The organism is Paenibacillus sp. LHD-117 (assembly GCF_030929555.1).
In the GTDB taxonomy this organism is placed as follows: domain Bacteria; phylum Bacillota; class Bacilli; order Paenibacillales; family Paenibacillaceae; genus Pristimantibacillus.
Window position 1 is genome coordinate 41,402 of record NZ_JAVFVT010000015.1, and the last position, 22,748, is coordinate 64,149.

Sequence of the window (22,748 nt, forward strand, 5' to 3'; positions counted from 1 at the left end):
AAAATTGTGACGTACTTCTATTGAAGCTGCTTCCGGTATTGATTCGGAGGCAAGCCTACCATTTTCTTAAACGATGTGCTGAAATAATGCTGCGATTCGTAGCCCGTCCTCTCCGCGACCTCCTGGATCGTCAGATCCGTTTCGGCTAACAGCCGGATAGCCTGCTTCATCCTCGTCTGGGTCAACAAGCCAATGAAAGAGGTGCTCGCTTCCTGCTTGAACAGTCTGCTCAAATAAACGGTGGAAACCTTGAGTTCATTCGCCACGCTCTCGAGCGAGAGCGATTGATCATTATACCGCTCCGCTATAATCTCTTTTGTCCGGCGCACGAATGGCGACAGACGCGACTCTCTGTTGACCGAAGCCTTGGCCTCCGCGTAGAGCATCGGGATGGCCGCCATCCCGTCTCGGTTCGGGAGATAGCTGGCGACGACGGCGATCTTGAGGTAGCTGGCGACGGCGGATTCGATCCGTTCAAAAAGAAGCTCGTCCGTACTCCCCCAGATCAGAAGCACGATGAGTCCCACTTCGTCGCGGAAATGGACGCAGGTGAAAGCCTGGAGAAATTCCTCGACGATATTCTCGATCGCGAACAGAAGCAGCTGGCGATCTTTTTCGGATAAAAAAGCCTTCCCGTTCGATTGCTCGGGCCAACGAATGACCCCGAGCATATCGGGCGCCACGTCCGGCATGCGCAGAAACGCAAGTTGAACGTTGATTTCCTCCTCGCTCAGTTCGCCCTTCATCCATTCCAGGCAGAAGCGCTCCCTAAGCAAGGAGAAGTTTTTCTCGATCTGTCTGGAGGCCATGACCAGCAGCTCTTCGTTAACGGTCGTCTCTTCGAGTTTCTTGACTACTCGCTCCAGAACCTCGGCAAGTCCAGCCGGATTGACCGGCTTCAGTATATAATCGTCGACCTCAAGCTTGATCGCCTCGTGGGCGTATGCAAACTCGTCGTGACCGGTAATGATGATGATCTTGCACCCAGGAAGCTGTGCGCGTATATGGCCGATCAACGTGAGCCCGTTCATAATGGGCATGCTCAGATCTACAAGCAGAATATGAACCTCATGCGCTACCGCCAGCTCCAGCGCCTCCTCGCCGTCCTCCGCCTCGCCCGCGACCTCGAGGCCAATCTGCTCCCACGGGACCGAACCCCGAATCCCTTCGCGGATAATGGCCTCGTCATCCGCGATCAATACCTTCCATTTGCGTGCCATAGACGTTCCGCCCTTTCTCGAGGATAATGGGGTGCCTGATTGTTACGGTGGTCCCGCCTTTCTCCTTGCTCTCGATGATCAACCCGTACGGCTCGCCGAAGCTCAGTCTGATGCGTTCCTGCACATTGCGCAGGCCGTAGCTTGCGGCGCCGCCGTTCCGCGACAGCTCGCCCGAAGACCGGATGACGCCATCCTCGAGCGCGGCGTCGTTACACGAATCCAGCGTCTCGCGAAGCTCTGCCAGCCTTTCCTCGGACATGCCGGCTCCGTTATCCTCAACGATCAGAGTCAGCACGCCGCCGCTCGTATTCGCTCGTATGCCGATCATGCCCGGGCCACGCCGTTCCTTGATGCCGTGGTAGATCGCATTCTCCACGACCGGCTGCAGAATGACCTTGAGCACCACCAGGTTGCTGCAGCTATCGTCTACGTCGATCGTATAGTTGAGCTTGTCTCTGTAACGGGTTTTCTGGATCTTCAAATAACTGCGGATATGCTCGAATTCATCCGTCAGCGGAATCATTTCCTGCCCCTTGCTTAGCCCGATTCGGAACAGCTTCGAAAGCGATTCCACCATTTCAGTTGCCTCGTGCGCGCCGTCCTTGCGAGCCAGCCATTGGATCGTATCCAGCGTGTTGTACAGAAAGTGGGGCTGGATATGGGCCTGCAGGCTGCGAAGCTCCGCCTCCCGCTTGAGGCGCTGCTCCTCTCCTACTTGCGTCAGGAGCCGGGTCATCTGCGCCAGCATCTTGTTAAAGCTGCGGCCCAGCATGCCGACCTCGTCCCTTCTCTCGCCTGCGATCCGGATGCTCATGTTGCCTTCCTCCACCTTGCGCATTAAGGATGCGAGCTGCGTGATCGGACGGGAGATGGAATGCGATAGATAGTAGGATGCGGCAATGCCCAGCATGCATACGACAAAAACGAACGATACCAGATACAAATTGATGTCTTTGATTTCCTGCACGGTATCCTGGACGGCGAATACGCCGACCGTCGTCCAGTTCGTAAACGGGGATTTCTGATAGATGAATTGCAGCCTCTCCCCGTCTACCGTCTTGGAGAACGTACCCGACTTCTGATTGGCCAGCAGCTCGAAATCGATACCGCCGGCAACCGAGTTGCGGGGGGCATAGATGTTGTCTCCTTTATCATCGATCACCATCAGATAGCCGGATTTCCCGAGTCGCACATCACGCACCGTTTCCGCAATTACTCGCAGCTTAAGGTCGATGAGAACGACCCCTTCCGTTCGTTGCGTCTCCGGATCCTGGATGGCTCGAACGACCGACACAACCTCGCTTTCCTTATAATTGGCATGAGTCGTTACGTTCCTGATAAACGGATGGCCAATCATCTTGAAGATGCCTTTGGCCTGGACGGCTTCCTGATACCAATACTCCTCCGTGAGGCTGCGGTCGCTTCTTGCATACATCTCATTGCTGAAATATTCGCCGTTCGCACCCACGACCATGATGCCTGCAACTTCAGAGTAAAGCGTTGTAAAGCCCTGCAGAAATTTGGATGTCCGATACCGCTCATCGTCTTCATCAAGCGCAGAAGCCCCGTTCTTCAAGAACGACTGGATCTCGGGATTCAGGGAAATGAAATAAGAAATATTCTGGATATTGCCAGCGTAGAAATCAAGCGATTTATTCACGTTACCGATCAATTGCGCCGTATGGCTGTTGACCTGCTTCCCGATGACTCCGCCAACCGCCCAAGCGATCAGGATTCCGATACATAACGAGGGCAGGATGCTGATCAGCAGAAAATGCACAATAAGCTTGTACCGGATCGACCAGTTATTGAGCTGAAACCATTTGGAACCCATCCGCGCGATCACCTTCCCTGCCGCAATTTCGATGTATTATTTCGCATAGTAGTCATCGACATTGGATTTGGTGACCACGGAGATGCCCGTATCCACATAAGTCGGCAAAGGCGGGACGCCCGATGCCCGCCAATCGGCCATTGGCTCTACAAGCTCATTGCGAAGGTGGAATAGATGCATTAACGACCAGTAGCCCATATTCCAGGTTCCCTGGGCGAGCGTGGCCGATATCGTACCGCTCTTCACCATATCGAGCGTTCCTTTGTCGGTATCGAAGCTGATGATATGCACCTGGCCTAGTTTGCCGGCACTCTGGACCGCATTCCCGACCCCGACGCCGCCGTTCGCTTCCGTAATGAAGATGCCAACCAGATCCGGATGCTGCTCCATCATGGCTTGCGCTTTTTGCTCGGAAACAAGCTGATCGCCTTTCCCGTCCACCACGCTCACAAGCTGGAGCAACGGATACTCGGCGAGAAGCGTATCTTCAAAGCCTTGTGTACGCTCCTGATGATTCAATTGATTCGGAAGGGTAATGATGCCTACTTTACCGCTCGCACCGGAAAGCTCGGCCATTTCTCGCGCGGCCGTGACGCCTGCGTTATAGTTGTTCGTGCCTAGAAAGGAATAGGCTTTGCTGTCCGGCGCGTTGGAATCGAACATCACGACAGGAATGCCGGCTTCCACCGCCTTGTCGATCGCTGCGTTCAGCGCTTCGGAATTAATGGCCGTTACGGCGATTCCCGCCGGGTTGCGGGCGATGACCTGCTCCAGCACGGTCACCTCTTCATGGACGTCGTACTTTGTCGAGCCCCGATATTCGACGGATACGCCAAGCGCTTCCGCCGCATCCTCGAAGCCTTTCAGAACATTTTTCCAATAATCGATGCCGGTCAGAAAGTTGACCATCACATATTTCTCGTCCACCTCGCCATGCAGGCCGACTTCCTGATCGAGCGGTCCGCCGCTATCCTCCCGGAAATACACCATGTACAGGTACGCCATAAACGTCCCGATAAGAACGACGTAGATCAGCAAAAGTTTTTTCAACCCAGGTCCCCCTGTCTATCTGCGACAAACAAATGTACAACCATTATAGCAAGATCAAGGCTATCTTTGTAAGCGCATTCCATCATCGCCAAAAAGCGCGGAGCTGCACACGATGTGTACCCTCCGCGCCGTCATGCCGCATCTTTTAATTTGACTTGTTTTTGTTGTATAGATCGAAGGCTACAGCCAGAAGCAGAACAAGACCTTTGATGCCTTGCTGATAGTCAATGCCAAGGCCAATCAGCGACATCCCGTTATTCATGACGCCCATGACAAGACCGCCGACGATTGCCCCAATGACCGTGCCTACGCCGCCAGTAGCCGATGCGCCGCCAATGAAGACGGCCGCGATGGCGTCAAGCTCGAAGTTAACCCCCGCTTTCGGCGTAGCCGCGTTAAGACGGGCGGCAAAAACGAGACCTGCAAGAGCCGACAGCACGCCCATGTTGACGAATACCCAGAACGTCATCTTCTTCGTCTTCACGCCGGACAGCTTAGCCGCCTTCTCGTTTCCGCCGAGCGCATAAATGTGGCGGCCCATCACCGTTTTATTCATCACGAATGTGTAGACCCCGACAAGGATGAAGAGCATGATCAGAATATTCGGCAACCCCTTGTAAGAGGAGAGAACGTACGTAAACAAATTAATGACAATGACGAGCGCGGCTAGCTTCGCCAGGAAGAAGGGAAGCGGCACCACTTCAAATTGATAACGGTTCTGGATCAGGCGCCCCCGCCATTCCATCATCACGCATAGAATCGACAGGATGACTCCAATCAGCAAGGTTACGAGATGAATGTTCCACTCGCCCGGAAAGTCCGGTAGAAATCCGGTGCTGATCGCGCGGAAACCGTCAGGAAACGGGGCGACCGATTTGCCGTCCAGCACAAGCATGGTCAACCCTCTGAATAGGAGCATGCCGGCAAGCGTAACGATAAATGAGGGAATCCGAACATAGGCGACCCAAAAGCCCTGCCAAGCCCCTACCGCCGCGCCGATCAGCAGCGACAATACCATGGCTAACAGAAACGGCATGTCGTGATTAACCATCATAATAGCGGATACTGCTCCTACAAAGGCGGCAACCGAACCGACCGAGAGATCGATATGTCCGGTTATGATGACTAGCAGCATGCCGATCGCCAGGATGAGAATATAGCTGTTTTGAAGGATGAGGTTCGTAATGTTGAGCGGCTTCATCAGATTGCCGTCGGAGAGAAATTGGAAGAGCAGCATGATCAAGATCAGAGCGATGAACATGCCGTATTGCCGGATATTTCTGCGAAACAATTTTATCGCCGTATCCATGTTGCCTTACCCCCTGCTTTTCGTCATATATTTCATCAGAACTTCCTGACTCGCCCCGGCACGCGGTACCTGACCGGTAAACCGGCCCTCGCTCATGACATAGATACGGTCGCACATGCCGAGCAACTCGGGCAGCTCTGAGGAGATCATCAGAATGCCCTTTCCTTGCGCGGCCAGCTGATTAATGATCGTATAAATTTCATATTTCGCCCCGACGTCTATGCCGCGTGTCGGTTCGTCCAGAATGAGCAAATCGGGCCCGGTAAAAATCCACTTGCTGAGCACCACCTTCTGTTGGTTGCCGCCGCTCAGGTTTCCGGTTTTCTGGTGGACGCTAGGCGTCTTAATGTTCAGCTTCTTGCGGAAGCCTTCCGCCTCGACCACTTCCTGATTGTCATCCACGACGAACCACTTGGAGATGCTTCGCAGATTGGCAAGCGTCGTGTTCCGCTTGATGTCATCCATCAAGATGAGTCCGTATTCCTTCCGGTCTTCCGTCACGTACGCAACCCCTGCGTCTATCGCCTTGCTAATATCGGTCAGCTTCGTTTCGCGGCCGTCCTTGAACAGCCGGCCGCTTATTTTTTTGCCGTACGACTGTCCGAAGATGCTCATGGCAAGCTCAGTCCGGCCTGCCCCCATGAGACCGGCAATACCGACGATCTCGCCGCGTTTAATATCGAAGCTTACGTCATCTATCACCTTGCGATCCGCCTGCGCTGGATGATAGACCGTCCAATTTTTCGCCTCGAATAAAACGTCCCCGATATTCGGCTCCCGCTCCGGATAGCGGTGCGTCAGATCGCGTCCCACCATCCCTTTGATGATCCGGTCCTCCGTGATGCTGTCTTCCTTGACGTCCAGCGTCTCGATCGTTTTGCCGTCGCGCAGAATCGTAATCGAATCGGCCACCTTCATAATCTCGTTCAGCTTATGGGAGATGATGATTGAGGTGATGCCGTTCGCCTTGAACGCAAGCATGAGGTTCAGCAAATTCTCGCTGTCCTCTTCGTTAAGAGCAGCCGTCGGTTCGTCCAGAATAAGCAGCTTCACTTCTTTGGAGAGCGCCTTGGCGATTTCGACAAGCTGCTGCTTGCCCACCCCTATCGTTCCGGCCTCCGTATTCGGCGATTCGGACAAGCCGACGGTGCGCAGCAGTTCCCGGGTACGCAGAATCGTCTCGTTCCAATCGATGATACCGCGACTTGCCTGCTCGTTGCCGAGGAAGATGTTCTCCGCAATGGACAGCTGCGGAATAAGCGCGAGCTCCTGATGGATGATGACAATGCCGAGCTGTTCGCTGTCGCGGATGGAACGGAATTCGCAAGGTTGCCCCTTAAACAAAATATCGCCTTCGTAAGATCCGTGCGGATAGACGCCGGAGAGAACCTTCATCAGCGTCGATTTGCCTGCGCCGTTCTCGCCCATCAGCGCGTGGATTTCACCTTCTTTTACCTGCAAATTGACGTTCTCCAGCGCCTTTACGCCCGGAAAGGTTTTGGTGATCCCCCGCATTTCCAATATGATATCGGTCAAAACCGTCACCACGCCTTCCATAATAATCACGAAAAGTAGAAATGATTTAGCGACAGCACGGAGCCATCGCTAAATCATTGGGGCTGTTGCAAGTCGAACGGCTAGGGTTATTTCAGGTCGCCCTCGGTGTAATAACCGGAATCAACCAGCACTGCCTTGTAGTTCTCCTTATCTACCGAAACCGGCTCCAGCAAGTAGGAAGGAACAACCTTTACGCCGTTGTCGTACGTCTCGGTGTCGTTCACTTCTGCTTCCTCGCCCTTCAATACAGCTTCAGCCATACTGACGGCAACCTTGGCCAGCTCCCTGGTATCCTTGAATACCGTAGACGTCTGCTCCCCGGCGATGATCGATTTGACGGATGCCAGCTCGGCGTCCTGACCGCTGATGATCGGCATCGGCTTGTCGCCGGAGCCGTAGCCTACGCCTTTCAGTGAAGAGATGATGCCAATGCTAATGCCATCGTATGGAGAAAGTACGGCATGAACGGTATCGTCGGCGTAGTTGGCGCTCAGCAGGTTATCCATCCGCGACTGTGCGGTTGCGCCGTCCCAGCGGAGAGTGGCTACCTGTTCCATGCTCGTCTGACCGCTCTTCACAACCAGCTTGCCGCCCTCGATGTAAGGCTGCAACACCGACATCGCGCCGTCGAAGAAGAAATAGGCGTTATTATCGTCCGGTGATCCGGCGAACAGCTCGATGTTGAACGGACCCTTGCCATCCTTGAGGCCAAGCTTCTCTTCCAAGTAGGATGCCTGAAGCACGCCGACCTTGAAGTTATCGAATGTCGCATAGTAGCTCACATGCTCGGTATTCTTGATCAAGCGGTCGTACGCGATAACCTTGATATTCTCGTCAGCAGCTTTCTGCAGCACATCGGTTAGCGACTCGCCGTCGATCGAAGCGATCACGAGCACCTGAACGCCCTTCGTAATCATGTTCTCGATCTGGGATACCTGGTTCTCGATGACATCCTCTGCATACTGTAGATCCACGCTGTAGCCTAGCGCTTCGAATTCTTTCTTCATGTTGGCGCCGTCGCCTACCCAGCGCTCGGACGATTTGGTCGGCATCGAGATGCCTACGCTGCCTGTCTTCCCGCCTCCGTCACTTCCGGAGCCCGCGCCGTTTGTTTCCGTGCCGCTACCGTTGCCGCCGTTGCTTCCGCAGGCCGCAAGTACCATAATCAGTGCCGAAATTACAATCAATGCAAGCGTTTTTTTCATTTTTTAACCCCTCTCGCTATGTGTGTTGAATTGTTGATAGGCTAATGATACTGGAACCGTACGGCGCGGTCTTTGCAATAAATCTACTGGTTTTTATAAAAAATTAACCTAATTAAACTTCAAAATGAGCTCTTGCGGATTGAACTCTGGTTATAACAAACAGCCCCATCCGGATTACCGGATGGGGCTGTTTCCATATAACTTCTACTGCTATGACACGAAGATATGAGGATTTTACACCGGAAGAACGTTGGCTCAACCTCGCCATCCGGTGGATCATTTGAACCTCCGTTTGGTTTAGCAGCATACACTTGATTGTCATTAATTACTGGAAGTGCGGTAACACCCAATAGTGTTACAGCGATCATAAGAACCGCAATGATCTTTTTCAATTACGTCACCTCGCCTTCGGTGCAGCTTTCATGATTTATCATTATTTCAACCATTACTAATCGGTGGATCATTCATCCCACCATTTGGTTTAGCAGCATACACTTGGTTGTCATTGATTTCTGGAAGCGCGGTAACACCCAATAGTGTTACAGCGATCATAAGAACCGCAATGATCTTTTTCAATTACGTCACCTCGCCTTCGGTGCAGCTTTCACTGTTTATCATTATTTTCAACCATTACTATCCGGTGGATCATTCACCCCACCATTTGGTTTAGCAGCATACACTTGGTTGTCATTGATTACTGGAAGCGCGGTAACACCCAATAGTGTTACAGCGATCATAAGAACCGCAACGATCTTTTTCATTTACGTCACCTCGCTCACTAGTACCTCGATTGCATTCTTAGGCCGCAGAGTCATGAGCGCCTCCATCTCGATCGGCGGATGCCCCGGCGCTAGACGAAGCCGATAGCGCTGACCGATCATACAGAGCATGATCACCATCTCCATCATCGCAAAATGGTTTCCGATGCAGCCTCGCGGCCCGCCGCCGAACGGAATATAAGCAAACTGAGGAATTCGCTTCAACAGGTCGCCTTCGAACCGCTCCGGAATAAACGATAACGGGTCGGGAAAATAAGCCGGATTTTGGTGCATCGCGTACGGACTGAATAGAATCGATTGCCCCTTCTTAACCGTAAAATGACCGATCTGTACGTCAGCCGTCGCCGAACGTCCGGTAAAAAAGGACGGCGAGCGCAGACGCATCGCCTCCCATAGCACGTTCTGGGTATACGTAAGCTGCATGTAATCCGCTGCCGAAGGATCGCGTCCGTTAAGTACGCGATCCCACTCCTCATAAAGCTTCGCCTCTACTTCCGGCTGCTGCAATATAAACGAGAATGCCCAAGATAACGCATTGGCCGAAGTCTCGTGCCCGGCGATGAACATAATCATCAGCTCATCGCGGAGCTCCCGGTCGCTCATACCGTTTCCGCTCTCGTCCTTGGCGGATAGCATAACGGACAGAAGATCGCCATCCCCCTGATCCGGCTTCAATTTTCTTTGTTGAATAATCGAATAAACGCCGAGGTCAAGCGCTTGAAGCGCATCCTTGTAAGCCCGGTTTTTGGCTGTAGAAATAAACAGGGGCACCGACAGAAGCGACCTCATCCGTTCAGAGCACATCCGGTTAATTAACTCATACGGCTCCCGAATGGCACGGGTATATCTATCTCCTTCTAGACTGAAGAGCGTTTTGGCAATAATCTCGAAGGCCATGTCCGAGACTTCATCCGTCAGATTACGACGCTCTCCCGGCTGCCAGGCGTCAAGCTTGCTGCGGACAATGTGTGCCATTTGTTCCGCATACGTTTGAATATGCGCTTTCGTAAAATGTGGCTGCACTAATCGCCTGGTTCGCTTATGCTTCTCTCCCTCGCTGGTCGCGAGCCCGTCTCCGACAAATAGTCTTGCCTCTTGAAACGCCTTTAACTTAATAAAGTGCTCCTGCTTCGTCAGCAGCACCTCCTTCAAAAGCGCCGGATCATAGATCACGTACATCGTCTGGGGACCGAACCGTATTTTTGCCACTCCCCCATACTCCTTCTGCAGCTCCGTCAAAAAGCGGAGCGGATCCTTCCGGTACGCCGTCAAATTTCCGCCCAGCATTGACCCCTTTGGTCCCTGTGGAGCACGCATGCTCTCCATTGTTGTTGTCATTCTGCACATCTCTCCATTTCTATTAAACTGCCTGGTCCGATATTAAATTCCAGTAAGTCGCGCATACATTATCTTCCACTAAAAGTTTGCTTGCCTTAATCCTACATCCACAGGAATCACGGACAACAGAGCAATGATTACCCCCATTTTCGGGAAGCTCCGATTCCCGGATTCGGGAAATACGGGAATGCGGATTAGAATTAGCAACCTTCCCATATTCCAATCCATTTGGGCTGCTTCACTCGCTACATTTCGATTGTATAGCTGCCAAGAATTATCGTTAAGGATGAACTTTTATCACCCCTTGCTGCACGTCAAAAAAATAGATTCCAAAAAAACAAAAAGAGGCATTCCAATTCACATGGAGTTGGAATGCCCTCTTTTCAAAACACTTTTTATACAGTTTGCTTTTGTCGATTCAACGCTTTACGTAGCTTTCCTCGAAATCCTAAATTCTCTGTCGATACAGCTTTATCCGCGGTTTTCGCGTCTACTGCGCTGCATTTCTTGCAGACTTTCACTAGCTTTCCGTCCGAGTTAGTCGCAGAGTAAAGCAACTTTATTCTAGTCGATAGGCAAATCGGACAGGTACCTCTACCTCTAGAGGGTGTATTCCACAAGCCTTTACCACGTTTCGTTTTAGCCATATAAGCTCCTTTCCACATTGAAAGACATATAAATAATTCCCAATTTTGTAAAAGCTTTTGACAGTTTTAATGATACTAACAAAACATCTCAATTTAAAGGTAAAGAACCATTATGGTTAAATTATCCTGCTGATTGTTTTTCTTCGACTACCCGAATATAGTGCCCGTCCGGATCATAAAAGGTGAAATAACCGAAATCATTAGTAAATACAGGTTCTTGATCAATATGGTTTCCAGCTTGTTTAATCCGTTCATGCAAAGCAAGCAAATCATTCGTTAACATCTCAACCATCGTCACGTGCCCCATGCTGCTTGTGATAAAGAATGAACGAGGAAATACAAACTTCAATTGTGTGACATCATCCGGTTTGGTTTCCATCAAAAAAATACCCGGACCGTTTCCATTTTTCAATGCAATATGTGCTTCTCCAAACGAATAATCTGCTGAAATCAATTCATAGCCCAACACGTCGCAATAAAAATCCACCGATTTTTTCAAATTTGTGACTGGAAATCTCATGCAGCAGTAACCGATCACATCTGCACCATTCGTCTTTTTGTTCGACATATTCTGCCTCCTTTTAGTTGGCACATATCCCATTATCATAAGATCCCTTTGGCTATTCAATTCGATTAATAACCATCCTTTACCTGCAGCAATGATCGGTTCCATGCTAAAATATCCAGTATATACCTGAATTTGGTGAGGAGGCCGGATGTAGATATGGAGGTACAACTAGCAGAACGAATGATTGCGGAGTGGGCAGCGGCGAACGCCGATGCGATCGGCATAGGCCCGAATAAGATCCGGGCGTCATATATATTTAACCCCGGGGGCTTCGGCAACTTATCAATCCGTTTGGCGGACGGCCGCACGCGGCTTCATGTCAAGCTGGCTCCACCTAGCAATGCCGCGCGGCTGCGGAAGTGGGCTGGCGTCAGTGATTATCTTGCCGAGCACTATGCCGCTCCCAGGCTGGTCCATGAGATTGACCGCGAGATCTTGCCGGGATATCCGTACGGCCTTGTTTTCGAATATATCGAGGATGCTACCCCAATTGCGGAAGCGCGGAATCCCGAAGCCGCACTGACGGGAATCATGGAGACTGCCGCGAAGCTCCATCGCGATGATCGTCTTCGCGGAATGCTGCCTAAGGCGGAGATGCGCACTTATGCGGAGGCATTCGAGGACGAGTACATATCTCGGTTTATGGATGATCTCGAGGGAATCCAAGGGTCGCGCGAGCTGCTCAGGGATTTCGTCTCGGACGAGACGATTTCATGGTTCGGAGAAGAGATCAGGAGGCTGAGGGAAACTGTCCGGCAGACACCTGCATTTCTACTTCCAGCGGGCGATGTTGTTCATAACGACCTGAACGGTAACAACGTACTGACGTGCGGCAGGGACGGCTTCCGGATTATTGACTGGGACGACCTGTCCGGCCAGGGCGATGCGGCGATGGACTACTCGGTACTGCTTTGGCCAATTATGCATGATCCGTCATGGCCGATATGGAGGGAGAAGGTGTTGGCAGTAGCAGGGGCTGCGGTCGTAGAGCGGTTGGAACTGTATTTTCGGGCGAAGCTGCTCGACGACGTCATCGACGTGCTGGCCGATTATGTCGAGGCGGAGCAGGTGCCGGAGCATCGGGAGGAGGCTCAGCGCAAGGCCAAGGCCGTTCATCTTCAATCGTATCCGCAGTATCTCGCCAAATATGGCGTCGGATAAAGCGGCCAGTTGCCCCTAGCCGCGAATTTGCCATGACGAAGCAAGCCCAGTCTGGAACGCCGTGCTATCAGTTAAGCATTTCAAGAGGTAAATTCTAACGCTGGGTTACCGGCGTACGTTGTTTCGACACAATTACCTTCTGAGTATTCAGAGATTATCCTTGTCCAAAATGACTTTGCTGGTACATTTTTTTCCAACCAAGCAATACTCCAATTTCCCTTGAACATCTCAAACACTTTATTTGCAACTACTTTTCCAATTCCTTGCCTTCGGTACTTTTTCATTATGAAAAATTCTGCTATGGAAAATTTGGATACAGAGTCACCTGCAATTGTAATTTCCCTAATTAAAACAAAACCAGCCAACTTCCCAGAAAATATAACAAGGAAGGGGTGACGCCCTTCTTCAGTCCAGTAGTGGTCGAGATACTTGTAGTCAAATAGACCGTAATCATTGACATCATTATCACTGTCAGCATCAAATTGACTCATATCGTATTGATATAATTCCATCAGATTCCGTAGTATTGCTTTCTTTTCAAATGAAACCTTAATCAGTTCCATGCATAATCCCCCTCTTTGGACATCCCAAAGTGCCGCAGTATCTGATGAGCCCGTTCCTTAATTTTCAGTATTCAAATACTTTTTAATGTTATCTAAATCGACACTACTCTCAACTTGATATCTGTGCGATGATTTGTTTTTGAAATTTTGAATATCCAGATACCTAGCATCATCAATTAAAGCTCGTTTATTCGTTCAAGGAATAACGGCAGCCGATCGCGTAATCGGCTGCCGTCAAGTCGTGTTGGAGCTATCGTCTCCCGTTAATAACTTATTTAATTGTGCGTAATACTCTCCTTGGTCGAAAGTCATGCTTGGAAAATTGGCCAGCCAATCGACTCTTGTCCCTATACACTCATAGCCAATGATTAGTTCCTCTCTAATACTATGGTCTAATCCAATTCTGTTCCACTTGATGAGATTGCCTTCTTTTACAACCTCCACAACAATCAAAGTACACCATAGGTCACAATCGTCTGGACACATTAATATTGGTAGCAATACAATCTGTTCCAGTGATTTATAGCGACCTAAAACAAAAGACTTTTCCCTAGGTTCATCTATCCATTCCAAAATAGTGGGGATCAAGCCTTCGTAATCCCCTCTGAATGAAAAGATTGAAGCAAGGAGTCAAGAGGATTCCCGTCAACTACTATGCAATGGTGCTTATTGTCGCAATATTTACTTTTCATTTTTATTACTTCCATTTTGTTCTGTTCCAAAGTTATCCTCCGCTTTTAAGGATTAGATACTCCATCAATATTCGTTATCTATATAAATTACCTGCAGTTTCTCGAAATCTGCCCGGATATGTTGCAATGGCGTGAAAACCACATCGATCCGCACGCTTCACATAACTGCCCGTTACTTAAACGAACAACGACAGCGGGTCGTGTAGCCAGCTGTCGTCGAAAATTTATGCGACCATCGTACCCGTTAGCAATAAGTAAATGTTTTATCAACTACTCATTCTTTTGTTAGTATTTTGTAGTTTTTAAGTTTTTCTTCTATATGGACTATCGAACCATACTCATCTAAATTTGAGAGAAGATAAAAACCAACGGCATCATGGGTAATCCCAATTGTAGTTGTTTCTTTGGTCATATCAATGAAAATTGTAGAGCATTCCACATCCTTACCTCTCCAATCTTTCCCTTTCTCTGTCGTAAAAGTTACGTTATCCGAGAAAGATAGAATGTACTTACAATTGGATTCTGGTAACCAAAAAGTGCTACTGATATACACTTAAGGGCTTCTATATTCGTTATTTTTACTTTTATAATCGGGATATGATAATCAAGCATTCCACCATCTTCAGTTGAAGTATATGCTACATCACCTAATGAATCTACTTGGTATTCTTGACTTAACTTTTTCAATAAATCTTCTACTTCTTCATAATCGTTATATGTAGTAAGGGTTAGATATATTGGCCATTTATTTTGAACACATAGATAATCTGCCAAAAACTTTGCAATTTCGTTTACTTCAACATAATGAGCATACTTTGGTATACCAATGACTTCAAATAAATCATCTTCCCCACTATAAGTGTCGGGATAAAAGTAAACATTCGTCACCAAGTTCACCTTCTTTTAGTGTTAATAATTTATAAAACCTTCTTTCACTAAAATGCCCATTAGCCATCCATGCATCTCTTATGCTGCACCACAGAGCATGAAAGTTAAGTTGAGTGAAAAAATGGAGCATCTGCACCATGGCAGCTTGCTCCACTATCGTACCCGTTAGTTCAATCGCTTATTTTTTTGGCGGTTTTACATGGGTAACAAACGTTGGCTTAAATTCGCCATCAACTATCTCATTGATGATTATCCGAACGATATTGCCCTCCTCATCGTATTCTACATTTAACCTGTTCTCTTCGTATAACCCTACTCTCGGTGTAATGTTATAGAAGAAATCCACTTCTGATAGCATATCGCCCTCGTACCTGTACTCCTCGTAATGAAGGTCCGCAAACTCCTCCATCCCGCAATAACATTGTTCATACTTCATCAATTTCCCGTTTTCATACGTACATCTAGACACCGCGTCCAGTCCGCCTGAATAATTAAATTGTAATCCATACTCCACATTTCCGACATAGATCAAATATTCTTCATCAAAAGTATTTTCTGGTATTTCACCCTCAAACTCGTTAGCCCGCTTCACTCGAAGCAGCTTCTCGTCCTGATCAAACCCATATTCGTATGAGTATTCGCCTAATTTGGGAATCTTCTTTTTGAACAGCTTGCCTCGTTTCATACCGCCAACGACTAAATCCCAAACGGGGCTGGGACAGTAATACCCGCGGTGGATCACAATTCCGCCTTTAGAATACGCATGTCTGACTATTTTCTCTTCCGCAGACGTGCGTAATTGCGTCAGCTTGTCGGCGTACTCGTGTTTGATTTGGACTAACTCCTCAATAATGCTTACAAAGGCATTGAGTTTTGACGGTTCAATTCGACTCGACGCCTTTAACTGCTCTTTTAAATCCTCTGCCCACTCGTCGAATTCCGCCATCATTTTTTCAAACTCGTCCATGCTTTGCTCCTTATTTGGGACATGTCTCGCTCTTTTAATAGTGTCTCCAATACCCATACAATGCAAAAGACAGCCGATCGTGTGGCCGACTGCTGTCTTATCTTTAATAAATTCCCGTTACCCATCAGCGTAATAACAATTGTGATTTTATGGATAACCAGTGACGTTTAGCTGCGTTAATGAAAGAGAGACCCTCTTCAATCACCTTTAAGGCCTTTTCAGCGGATTGTTCTAAAGGATAGTATGATTGAACTGACTGATAAAAGGATGCTATTTCATTTCCAACCGCGGGGATTGATGCCAACAATGAGACTGCTTCTTGTTTTTTCAGGCTCCATATTCTGATTCCATCTTTATGAATAACGGTCAGTAACTGAAATGCAATTGGCCATGCTATCGTACACAACAGCCTTGTACATCTTTCTATTCGATCTTCCCCATGATCAAGTAATCCATGGGTGTTAAATGCATCAGCTGGGCTTAATTCGTCTAATGATTTAACAGCATCCTGGTAGATCTCATCATTGGCTGCTTCAGGTACAAGCAATCGCCCTGTTAAAAGTTGATATGTCCCAGGAATCGGACCAAGATATGTATTAGTTTTGGCTGACAACACACTAAATTGAATATATCGAAAAGGCCATACCTCCACTGACGAAAGATCTTTATGAATGGATATACAAAGCTCCGCCGGTAATCTCATTGCTTCGTTTAAAGCAGCATCATCTACATACAAAATGTAATCAATGTCGCTACTACCCTGTATGAAACCTCCCTTGATAGCAGATCCCTGTACTATCAAACCTATGCATGAGGAGTCAAGATGCTTCAATATGATATCGCATACCCTTTTGTTTATTCGATCTACTGCCTTCGCATGTTCCAAAAAGATCACCTCAATGGGAAGAAATTAAACTATCATCCCAGATTAGCAACCTGCTGTCAATACAATTTTCTGATCAATCGCACTATTCAATTTACGATTAGCCTCTAAATTAGTTAACTTCGCCTACTAGATATTTTTTTATAAACATAGACAATTGGGAACCACAAAAATATTGCATGAATGAACCCAATAAATGATGCAATTAATACTGAAGCCGGAAGGCCGATAATACCTGCTTTAACGCCACTCGCAAATACTTTTTCACCGTTTTGAACAACTACTTCATTTGTAAAAATTGAAGCAACAAGCAATCCAATTCCAAGAATCAAACCAAAAATAGAGTAAATAAATACTGTTTTCCGTATGATTTTTTTTAACATCGTAACTTCCCGCTCCAATTCGTCTATCTATCGTTCTTCGTTTAAATAGCTATTTCACAGACTTTACTTGTAATTCCTCGCCAATAAGCTTTGTCCCTTCATAAACGACACCATTACTATAGATACGCCGATTTAAGTTTCAATCCCACACTAAATTCCCCTTCCTCATTTTGGCTATATATATGATTTGCCCCGTGTGAGTAGGTAAATGTCTGAATTGATGTAGAAGCATTTCTAGAATGGTGGAGTGATTGTTTAAGTTAGCGGAATTGAACGTTGGGTAATTTAGATAAGGTTGTTCCAACAACCGTGTGGGGTTTGCTTTCATCATTTCAAGAACCTGAATGATACAGTCATATGATTTCTTTGAAATTTCCAATGCTTGCTCTTTTGACATTTGCAAACCACGTTCGAATTCCTTACTCCTGTCTTCGACATATGGAGCGCCGAAGTATGCGGTTTCAAACCATTGATGAGCAGCGCCCGAGATGTGTGCAATCAAATTAGCGATGCTGTTACTCTCGGGTGTTGGTGACCATCTAATATCCTCTTCTGATAACTGTTCAATTACCTTGCGAGTCCATTTTTGGTCCGCTTTGTATTTACTTAGTAGAAAATCAATCATTAGTCTTGAACTGTCCAAAACCCTCCACCTCCCATATATTACCACCATGATAACAAACGCATGTTAGTCAGTTCCTAGAACTTATTTTTTATTATCAATGGCTTTTTTGCATCTACGATAATGGAAACCATCCCAAGGCTTTCAATAGAATTTCTTGTATCAAATCGAAATGACCTTCCTATCATTCCATCTACTTCATTCCAGTATGTATAATGGAAGTCTCCATTCTCATCACAATATTCCAACAATGATACCTCAAACCCCGCCTTTTCAAATACCCCTACAAAAGTTTTAGCATCATAAACTATTTTATGCGTTGCCGCTGGATGATCAACTGGACCTGGTCCACCGACTTGGACCATTTGTTGGTACCAATCATTACGGAAGTTTTTATCGGGAACCGCACAACGAATGTACCCACCTGGTTTTAAAAACTCATAACAATGGTTGGCAGCAATAATACCTTCCTCATACGTTAGATGTTCCCATACGTGTTCAGCCAAGAGGACATCTACACTTTCCGGACTAAACAATCTATCGGCTTACGCCGAGAGGATCCCCACTTCTGCAAGTGGCGAGTTGAATCGGCGACTTCTTGAATATGCTCATAACATGTCCTTTCCTTCCTCCCTTTGTAACGGTATAATAAAAGGGAACATATATTCGTATTTTGAATGGGAGGAGGTGAAGTCATGTCAGATACAACGCTCCTATACAGGACCTATCAAGTGTGGGTCAAGCCAGGTCATGAGTTATTTTCTTATCTGGATGAAGCGTGTCAGAATGCCAAAAATCTGTACAACACGACCAACTTTTATATCAGGCAGGTGTTTACCGCATGGGGGCAGCAAGAGGGATTACAGCCGTTGCAACAGCAAGTCATAGATATACTAACAGCGCATATCGATACGATGAATGAACGACGGAGCGAGAAGAATCGTTCCCATCCGTTTGAGTTGCCTTCGCGGGAGCATCCATTTGTGTCTTACTCTTTCCTGGACGCTTTGTTCAAAGTGACGGAGCAATCCGATTATCGCGCACTCCCTGCGCAAAGCAGTCAAGGCATTATGAAGGTGGTGTTCCAAAACTGGAAGGCGTTCTTCGTCAGTACGGGAGATTACCGGAAACATCCGGAGAAGTACACCGGAAAGCCTCATATTCCGGGCTATGCTCGGGGCAAGGTGAAAGAAGTCGTGTTCTCCAATCAGGATTGCGTCATCAAAGAAAGAAAGTTTCTCAAGCTTCCGAAAACCAAGCTGCAGTTGAGCATCGGCAAGATAGGCAGAACCGAAGGAAAGTTAATGCAGGTGCGTGTGGTGCCCAGTCATGGGCATTACGTCGTCGAAATGGTCTTCGCTTGTCCGATTGAAAAGAAGCAAACTGCGCAAGAACATGTGCTGGGCGTAAAGCATTCTGATTTACTAATGGCCGTAAATCATTCTGATTTACTTATGGCGATTGATTTGGGCATCGACAATCTTGCAACCATCGTCACGACAACGGGTTCGAAACCGATGATCGTGAAGGGCAAGATCGTCAAATCGATCAACCAGTACTACAACAAGATGAAAGCGCACTATACCGGGATTGTTCGTCAAGGCAAGGAACCGCGAGAAGGGATACATACGTCCAATCGATTAGAACGTTTGCATCTAAAGCGCTATCGTCGGATAAAAGACTTCTTCCACAAAGCAAGCCATCACATCGTCAAGCTGGCCGTGGAACAACAGGTGGGTACAATCGTCATCGGACATAGCAACGGATGGAAGCAAGCGTCCGATATCGGACGGCGAAACAATCAGTCGTTTTGTCATATCCCGCACCAGATGCTGATCGGCATGATCCAGTATAAAGCAGATGAGCAGGGGATAGCGGTCATCCTGACCGAAGAAGCTTACACCTCGAAAGCAAGCTTCTTGGATCAAGACCCCTCGTTTCGCTTTGATGAAGCGGTGACATACGCTTTCTCAGGCAAGCGAATTTGTCGAGGGCTATATCAGAGTGCAAAAGGTCTCATTCATGCCGATGTGAACGGTGCGGCGAACATAATGCGCAAAGTATTCCCAAACGTCTCTGCTCAAAGAGCGAATGGGATAGAGGGGTTGGATGGTAACCAGACCATCAACGTGTCAACTCCACAGATGTTAAGCATCCTGAAATAATAGTCAGGTTGAGACATCAGAAACCCCCACTTCGACCGAAGCGACAGCTAAGGTAAGTGGCGGGAGTATTCATTCCAGCTTTGTAAAGAAAGCAAATTTAGTTCATCTTCTTGAGTACTGAGCCAGCCATCATATTTTGTCCGCCCTGCCCCTATTATTACTTTCATTTAAGCCACCTTCCAGTTGTAATTTAGAAATCTCATTCCTGAATCAAACCATACAACTAAATATTCTTATAGATGAACACGATTTCCTTTAATTGAAACTCTTCTGCCCAATTTAATGAGACTGCCGGTCAAAGGACCCAGCAGCCTCATTAAGAGCTTTATTGAAAAATAGTACTTAATTTATGGATTTCATCCATTCATTCCTGCCCCGGATTCTCAATGCAACCCATGAACAGCATTGTACCGGTCGAACCGTCTTCGATCGTGAAAAAGAACGGCCTGTTTACGTCCATGGTGAAGCGTTGAGCAGCCGACTCCTCTTTCATTTCCACTGATGTAACCGCAGCCGCTTCCGTCCCTCGCTCATTAACTTCGATAAATGTTTTGTGCTGTACATTACTGATATAAAGATTTGGCGGAATCGGCGCCATGTTTCCGAAGTTTGCCCGTTCTGAGTCAAAAGCGGCTTCCATCCCCAAAACTTTTAACGCATCGTTCAATGAGATGGAATACTCCGACTTAAATCGCGGCATGCGGAGTTCTCCATCTTCAAAATGGAACCCCTTTGTCAATTGATCGGGATTCGAGAGCAATACGGACATCATTTTATCGAGATCGGGGCTTTCCGCCGTCGGCAAGTAAATCACCATCCGTATATTCCCTTTGCCGTACGGTATGCGAACGGCCTGGTACCCTTCTCCTGCTTTATACTCAAACTCACCTGATTGACTCATCATGGGAACTTGAATCATCGACCCGTCCGGCTTGACAAATTCGCCATCGGAAGTCGCGTTTTCTTGGAACGGACGCGCCCATTCCCCTTTAAAGTAGATTGCGTTTATTAGGTACAGAACCGTCGATGAATCGATTGGTTCCTTCTACGATCTTCTCGATCTTTCCATTCGTTTTTCCCTGCACCCATTGGTTGATTTGATCCGGTGTTCCTGGTGCGGTCAGGTCTAGCGACGTCACTTCGGCGTCGTAATAAGTGAAGTTGTTGTCAAGGAATGTTTTGTGAAATTCTTTCCCCTCTTTAGCCCACAGTGAATTCGCGATGCTTAACACGACGCTCGGATCCGCATGTTCAAGTACGTATTTCAGCACTTCGTTTCCCATGTTGATGTCTTGGAGTGTCAGTCCTGTTATACCCAGCACATTTTCCATCGCCTTCTTGGTCTCAGCGTCCGCACCGTTATAAGTCATGGCTAATGCGGTCTCAATGCTCAAAGGTGAAATAACCTTATTGCCGTTTCGCTTTTCCGATTTCAGCAACTCTTGATATAACCTCAGCCCGAATTTATTATTCGCTTGCACAATTCTTTCGTCCACATCATTTGTCGTATACGATGGGGTTGATGGAGCTGGAGTTGCCGCCTTTTTCATTCCGGACATCCCTCCGCACCCAGTAACCGTCAATATAGCTGCGATGCAGCTGATGGTAAGCCATTTTTTCATAAAAATCCCCCAGAAGAATTTATCATCCTGGACGAGTGATAATAGCGATTTGTTGCAACCCTATTTCGATTGCAGGAATTCGAGTACAATCGTACTCGGTTACGGAAACTTGAGCGCCGAGAAGATCGAAGAGGGCATTCGGAGGGTCCAGAAGTTTGTGGCTTCGCATTAGAATAAGCTAAGAAATGCAGGGAGTACTATTAACAAAATAGAGCCGGAAAGAAGTAGTTGGGTTTCCCCTCTCGAAAGTTTTTCTCTACCCTTTCCCTTGTACCATCCACTGAATTGAAATTTATTTCTATATAACACGAAAATCAGAATGAAAATACCAAACGTCGTAAGCCAGCCATGTTCATCCATGTTAATACCGATTGCTAAGTATATTGTTCTAATTAAATATCCCAACAATCCCCCAAGAAGTGCGACTATTATAATAATACGCATCAATTCAAGTATAACCCTCAACCTATCTCCTCCATATGATTCAGCTACCCTTACCCCTGTACGTTCCAATTACTTGGAAAGTTGCACTAAACTGCTCGTTTACTTCAAAGAATAACGGCAGCCGATCGCGTAGTCGGCTGCCGTTATGTCGTGTTGGATCTATCGTTCTCCTTTAATTTAACAATATATAGTGAATTATCAGTTGCATTAATCATTATGTTTTTTTTCGATGTAATGTTCACATGAATCAAAATTAGAAACCATCTTGTGTACCAGCTTGAGGAAAAGAGATTTTTCTTCTTCTGAAAGTCCGTTAGTGGTATTCTTTTCAAGTCTTTCCCAAGCCTTTAAAACCACCCCTTGCAAATCTTGACCTGCTTCTGTTAAGGATACGATCGTCACTCGTTTATCTTCTTGTGATTGGCTACGAGTAACAAGGCCTGCTTCTTCTAGTCGACGAACGGATTTGGCGACTGTGGAATGGTCATGACGAAACGTTTTTCCTAAAGAATTTTGCGATTGATGATCTTTGTTCCACAATTGCATTAACATAAGCTCTTGCCCAGGAAACAATCCCAATGATCGAAGTAAATTAGCGGCTTCTGTACGATGTGAACGTATAAGAGCAAGAATGGCGTTATTTACAGGGAAATCAAGAAAGTTCAGCGCTACTTGGCATTCTTTTAATTCCTGCTTATTTTCGTCTAGATTCATTTACTCGACTCTCCTGAATTTTCTTTTTTGCTGGTGTGGAGTCACTCAAGATTGTGAAGTGTAATCATCTGTCATTATACCACTAACGAATGCGTCTATGCCCATATTCAATCCTGAATCGCCGAGATAAACAAACT

22 protein-coding genes and 1 pseudogene are annotated in these 22,748 nt (G+C 47.3%); 2 read left to right on the forward strand and 21 right to left on the reverse strand.

The features are described 5' to 3' along the window. Window positions 1-17: 17 nt before the first annotated feature. The 11 genes from RB620_RS13440 to RB620_RS13490 form a co-directional block, all read right to left on the reverse strand. Window positions 18-1,220 carry a response regulator gene (locus tag RB620_RS13440; protein WP_308095079.1) on the reverse strand — a complete coding sequence of 401 codons (1,203 nt, stop codon included), beginning with the start codon at window positions 1,218-1,220 and terminating at the stop codon, window positions 18-20. Next, window positions 1,186-3,054 (reverse strand): cache domain-containing sensor histidine kinase, encoded by a 1,869-nt coding sequence (locus RB620_RS13445; RefSeq protein WP_308095081.1) that lies wholly within the window; start codon window positions 3,052-3,054, stop codon window positions 1,186-1,188. Before RB620_RS13445 ends, RB620_RS13440 begins: the two co-directional genes overlap by 35 nt. Before the next feature lie 36 nt (window positions 3,055-3,090). Next, window positions 3,091-4,104, reverse strand: a complete 1,014-nt coding sequence (locus RB620_RS13450) for a substrate-binding domain-containing protein (RefSeq protein ID WP_308095083.1) — start codon at window positions 4,102-4,104, stop codon at window positions 3,091-3,093. Between the two features lie 145 nt (window positions 4,105-4,249). Further along, window positions 4,250-5,413 (reverse strand): multiple monosaccharide ABC transporter permease, encoded by a 1,164-nt coding sequence (gene mmsB / locus RB620_RS13455; RefSeq protein ID WP_308095085.1) that lies wholly within the window; start codon window positions 5,411-5,413, stop codon window positions 4,250-4,252. Between the two features lie 6 nt (window positions 5,414-5,419). Further along, complete coding sequence (gene mmsA / locus RB620_RS13460) at window positions 5,420-6,949, reverse strand: multiple monosaccharide ABC transporter ATP-binding protein (protein WP_308095087.1); 1,530 nt, start codon at window positions 6,947-6,949, stop codon at window positions 5,420-5,422. Window positions 6,950-7,056: 107 nt separating this feature from the next. Further along, complete coding sequence (gene chvE, locus RB620_RS13465; RefSeq protein ID WP_308095089.1) at window positions 7,057-8,175, reverse strand: multiple monosaccharide ABC transporter substrate-binding protein; 1,119 nt, start codon at window positions 8,173-8,175, stop codon at window positions 7,057-7,059. A 438-nt stretch (window positions 8,176-8,613) separates the two neighbouring features. Further along, a complete protein-coding gene (locus tag RB620_RS13470; protein ID WP_308095091.1) occupies window positions 8,614-8,751 on the reverse strand; it encodes a hypothetical protein in 138 nt (45 codons plus the stop codon). 47 nt (window positions 8,752-8,798) lie between these two features. Further along, on the reverse strand, window positions 8,799-8,936 hold the full coding sequence (locus RB620_RS13475; protein WP_308095094.1) for a hypothetical protein: 138 nt from the start codon (window positions 8,934-8,936) through the stop codon (window positions 8,799-8,801). Then, a complete protein-coding gene (locus RB620_RS13480; protein WP_308095096.1) occupies window positions 8,937-10,292 on the reverse strand; it encodes a cytochrome P450 in 1,356 nt (451 codons plus the stop codon). It abuts the gene before it with no gap. A gap of 395 nt (window positions 10,293-10,687) precedes the next feature. Then, the gene (locus RB620_RS13485) at window positions 10,688-10,939 is read right to left on the reverse strand and encodes a hypothetical protein (protein WP_308095097.1); all 252 of its coding nucleotides are present in this window, start codon (window positions 10,937-10,939) and stop codon (window positions 10,688-10,690) included. A 121-nt stretch (window positions 10,940-11,060) separates the two neighbouring features. After that, the gene (locus RB620_RS13490) at window positions 11,061-11,612 is read right to left on the reverse strand and encodes a VOC family protein (RefSeq protein ID WP_308095099.1); all 552 of its coding nucleotides are present in this window, start codon (window positions 11,610-11,612) and stop codon (window positions 11,061-11,063) included. Window positions 11,613-11,663: 51 nt separating this feature from the next. Here RB620_RS13490 and RB620_RS13495 point away from each other — a divergent pair, with 51 nt between their 5' ends. After that, entirely contained in the window at window positions 11,664-12,668 is a 1,005-nt protein-coding gene (locus RB620_RS13495; RefSeq protein ID WP_308095101.1) for an aminoglycoside phosphotransferase family protein, read from the forward strand. A gap of 80 nt (window positions 12,669-12,748) precedes the next feature. On the opposite strand, the gene RB620_RS13500 is transcribed toward RB620_RS13495, so the two are convergent. The 7 genes and pseudogenes from RB620_RS13500 to RB620_RS13530 all read right to left on the reverse strand — a co-directional run. Further along, window positions 12,749-13,231: a GNAT family N-acetyltransferase gene (locus RB620_RS13500; protein WP_308095102.1), complete on the reverse strand. Its 483-nt coding sequence runs from the start codon at window positions 13,229-13,231 to the stop codon at window positions 12,749-12,751. 1,172 nt (window positions 13,232-14,403) lie between these two features. Then, entirely contained in the window at window positions 14,404-14,811 is a 408-nt protein-coding gene (locus tag RB620_RS13505) for a hypothetical protein (protein WP_308095104.1), read from the reverse strand. A 178-nt stretch (window positions 14,812-14,989) separates the two neighbouring features. Further along, a complete protein-coding gene (locus RB620_RS13510) occupies window positions 14,990-15,778 on the reverse strand; it encodes a hypothetical protein (protein ID WP_308095106.1) in 789 nt (262 codons plus the stop codon). Between the two features lie 124 nt (window positions 15,779-15,902). Then, entirely contained in the window at window positions 15,903-16,664 is a 762-nt protein-coding gene (locus RB620_RS13515) for a hypothetical protein (protein WP_308095108.1), read from the reverse strand. A gap of 113 nt (window positions 16,665-16,777) precedes the next feature. Further along, window positions 16,778-17,044, reverse strand: coding sequence for a hypothetical protein (locus RB620_RS13520; RefSeq protein WP_308095109.1), 267 nt, complete (start codon window positions 17,042-17,044; stop codon window positions 16,778-16,780). A gap of 139 nt (window positions 17,045-17,183) precedes the next feature. Further along, window positions 17,184-17,687: a DinB family protein gene (locus RB620_RS13525; RefSeq protein WP_308095111.1), complete on the reverse strand. Its 504-nt coding sequence runs from the start codon at window positions 17,685-17,687 to the stop codon at window positions 17,184-17,186. 56 nt (window positions 17,688-17,743) lie between these two features. Further along, window positions 17,744-18,199, reverse strand: a pseudogene (locus tag RB620_RS13530) (class I SAM-dependent methyltransferase); the annotation flags it as partial. 162 nt (window positions 18,200-18,361) lie between these two features. Between RB620_RS13530 and RB620_RS13535 the strand changes: the two are divergent. Further along, window positions 18,362-19,831: an RNA-guided endonuclease InsQ/TnpB family protein gene (locus RB620_RS13535; protein ID WP_308095112.1), complete on the forward strand. Its 1,470-nt coding sequence runs from the start codon at window positions 18,362-18,364 to the stop codon at window positions 19,829-19,831. A 364-nt stretch (window positions 19,832-20,195) separates the two neighbouring features. On the opposite strand, the gene RB620_RS13540 is transcribed toward RB620_RS13535, so the two are convergent. From RB620_RS13540 to RB620_RS13550, 3 genes are all read right to left on the reverse strand, one after another. Continuing rightward, window positions 20,196-20,867, reverse strand: a complete 672-nt coding sequence (locus RB620_RS13540) for a serpin family protein (RefSeq protein WP_308095225.1) — start codon at window positions 20,865-20,867, stop codon at window positions 20,196-20,198. Further along, on the reverse strand, window positions 20,821-21,453 hold the full coding sequence (locus tag RB620_RS13545; protein WP_308095114.1) for a serpin family protein: 633 nt from the start codon (window positions 21,451-21,453) through the stop codon (window positions 20,821-20,823). The genes RB620_RS13540 and RB620_RS13545 overlap by 47 nt, the downstream gene beginning before the upstream one ends. A gap of 651 nt (window positions 21,454-22,104) precedes the next feature. Beyond that, window positions 22,105-22,611 (reverse strand): MarR family winged helix-turn-helix transcriptional regulator, encoded by a 507-nt coding sequence (locus RB620_RS13550; protein WP_308095116.1) that lies wholly within the window; start codon window positions 22,609-22,611, stop codon window positions 22,105-22,107. Window positions 22,612-22,748 lie beyond the last annotated feature (137 nt).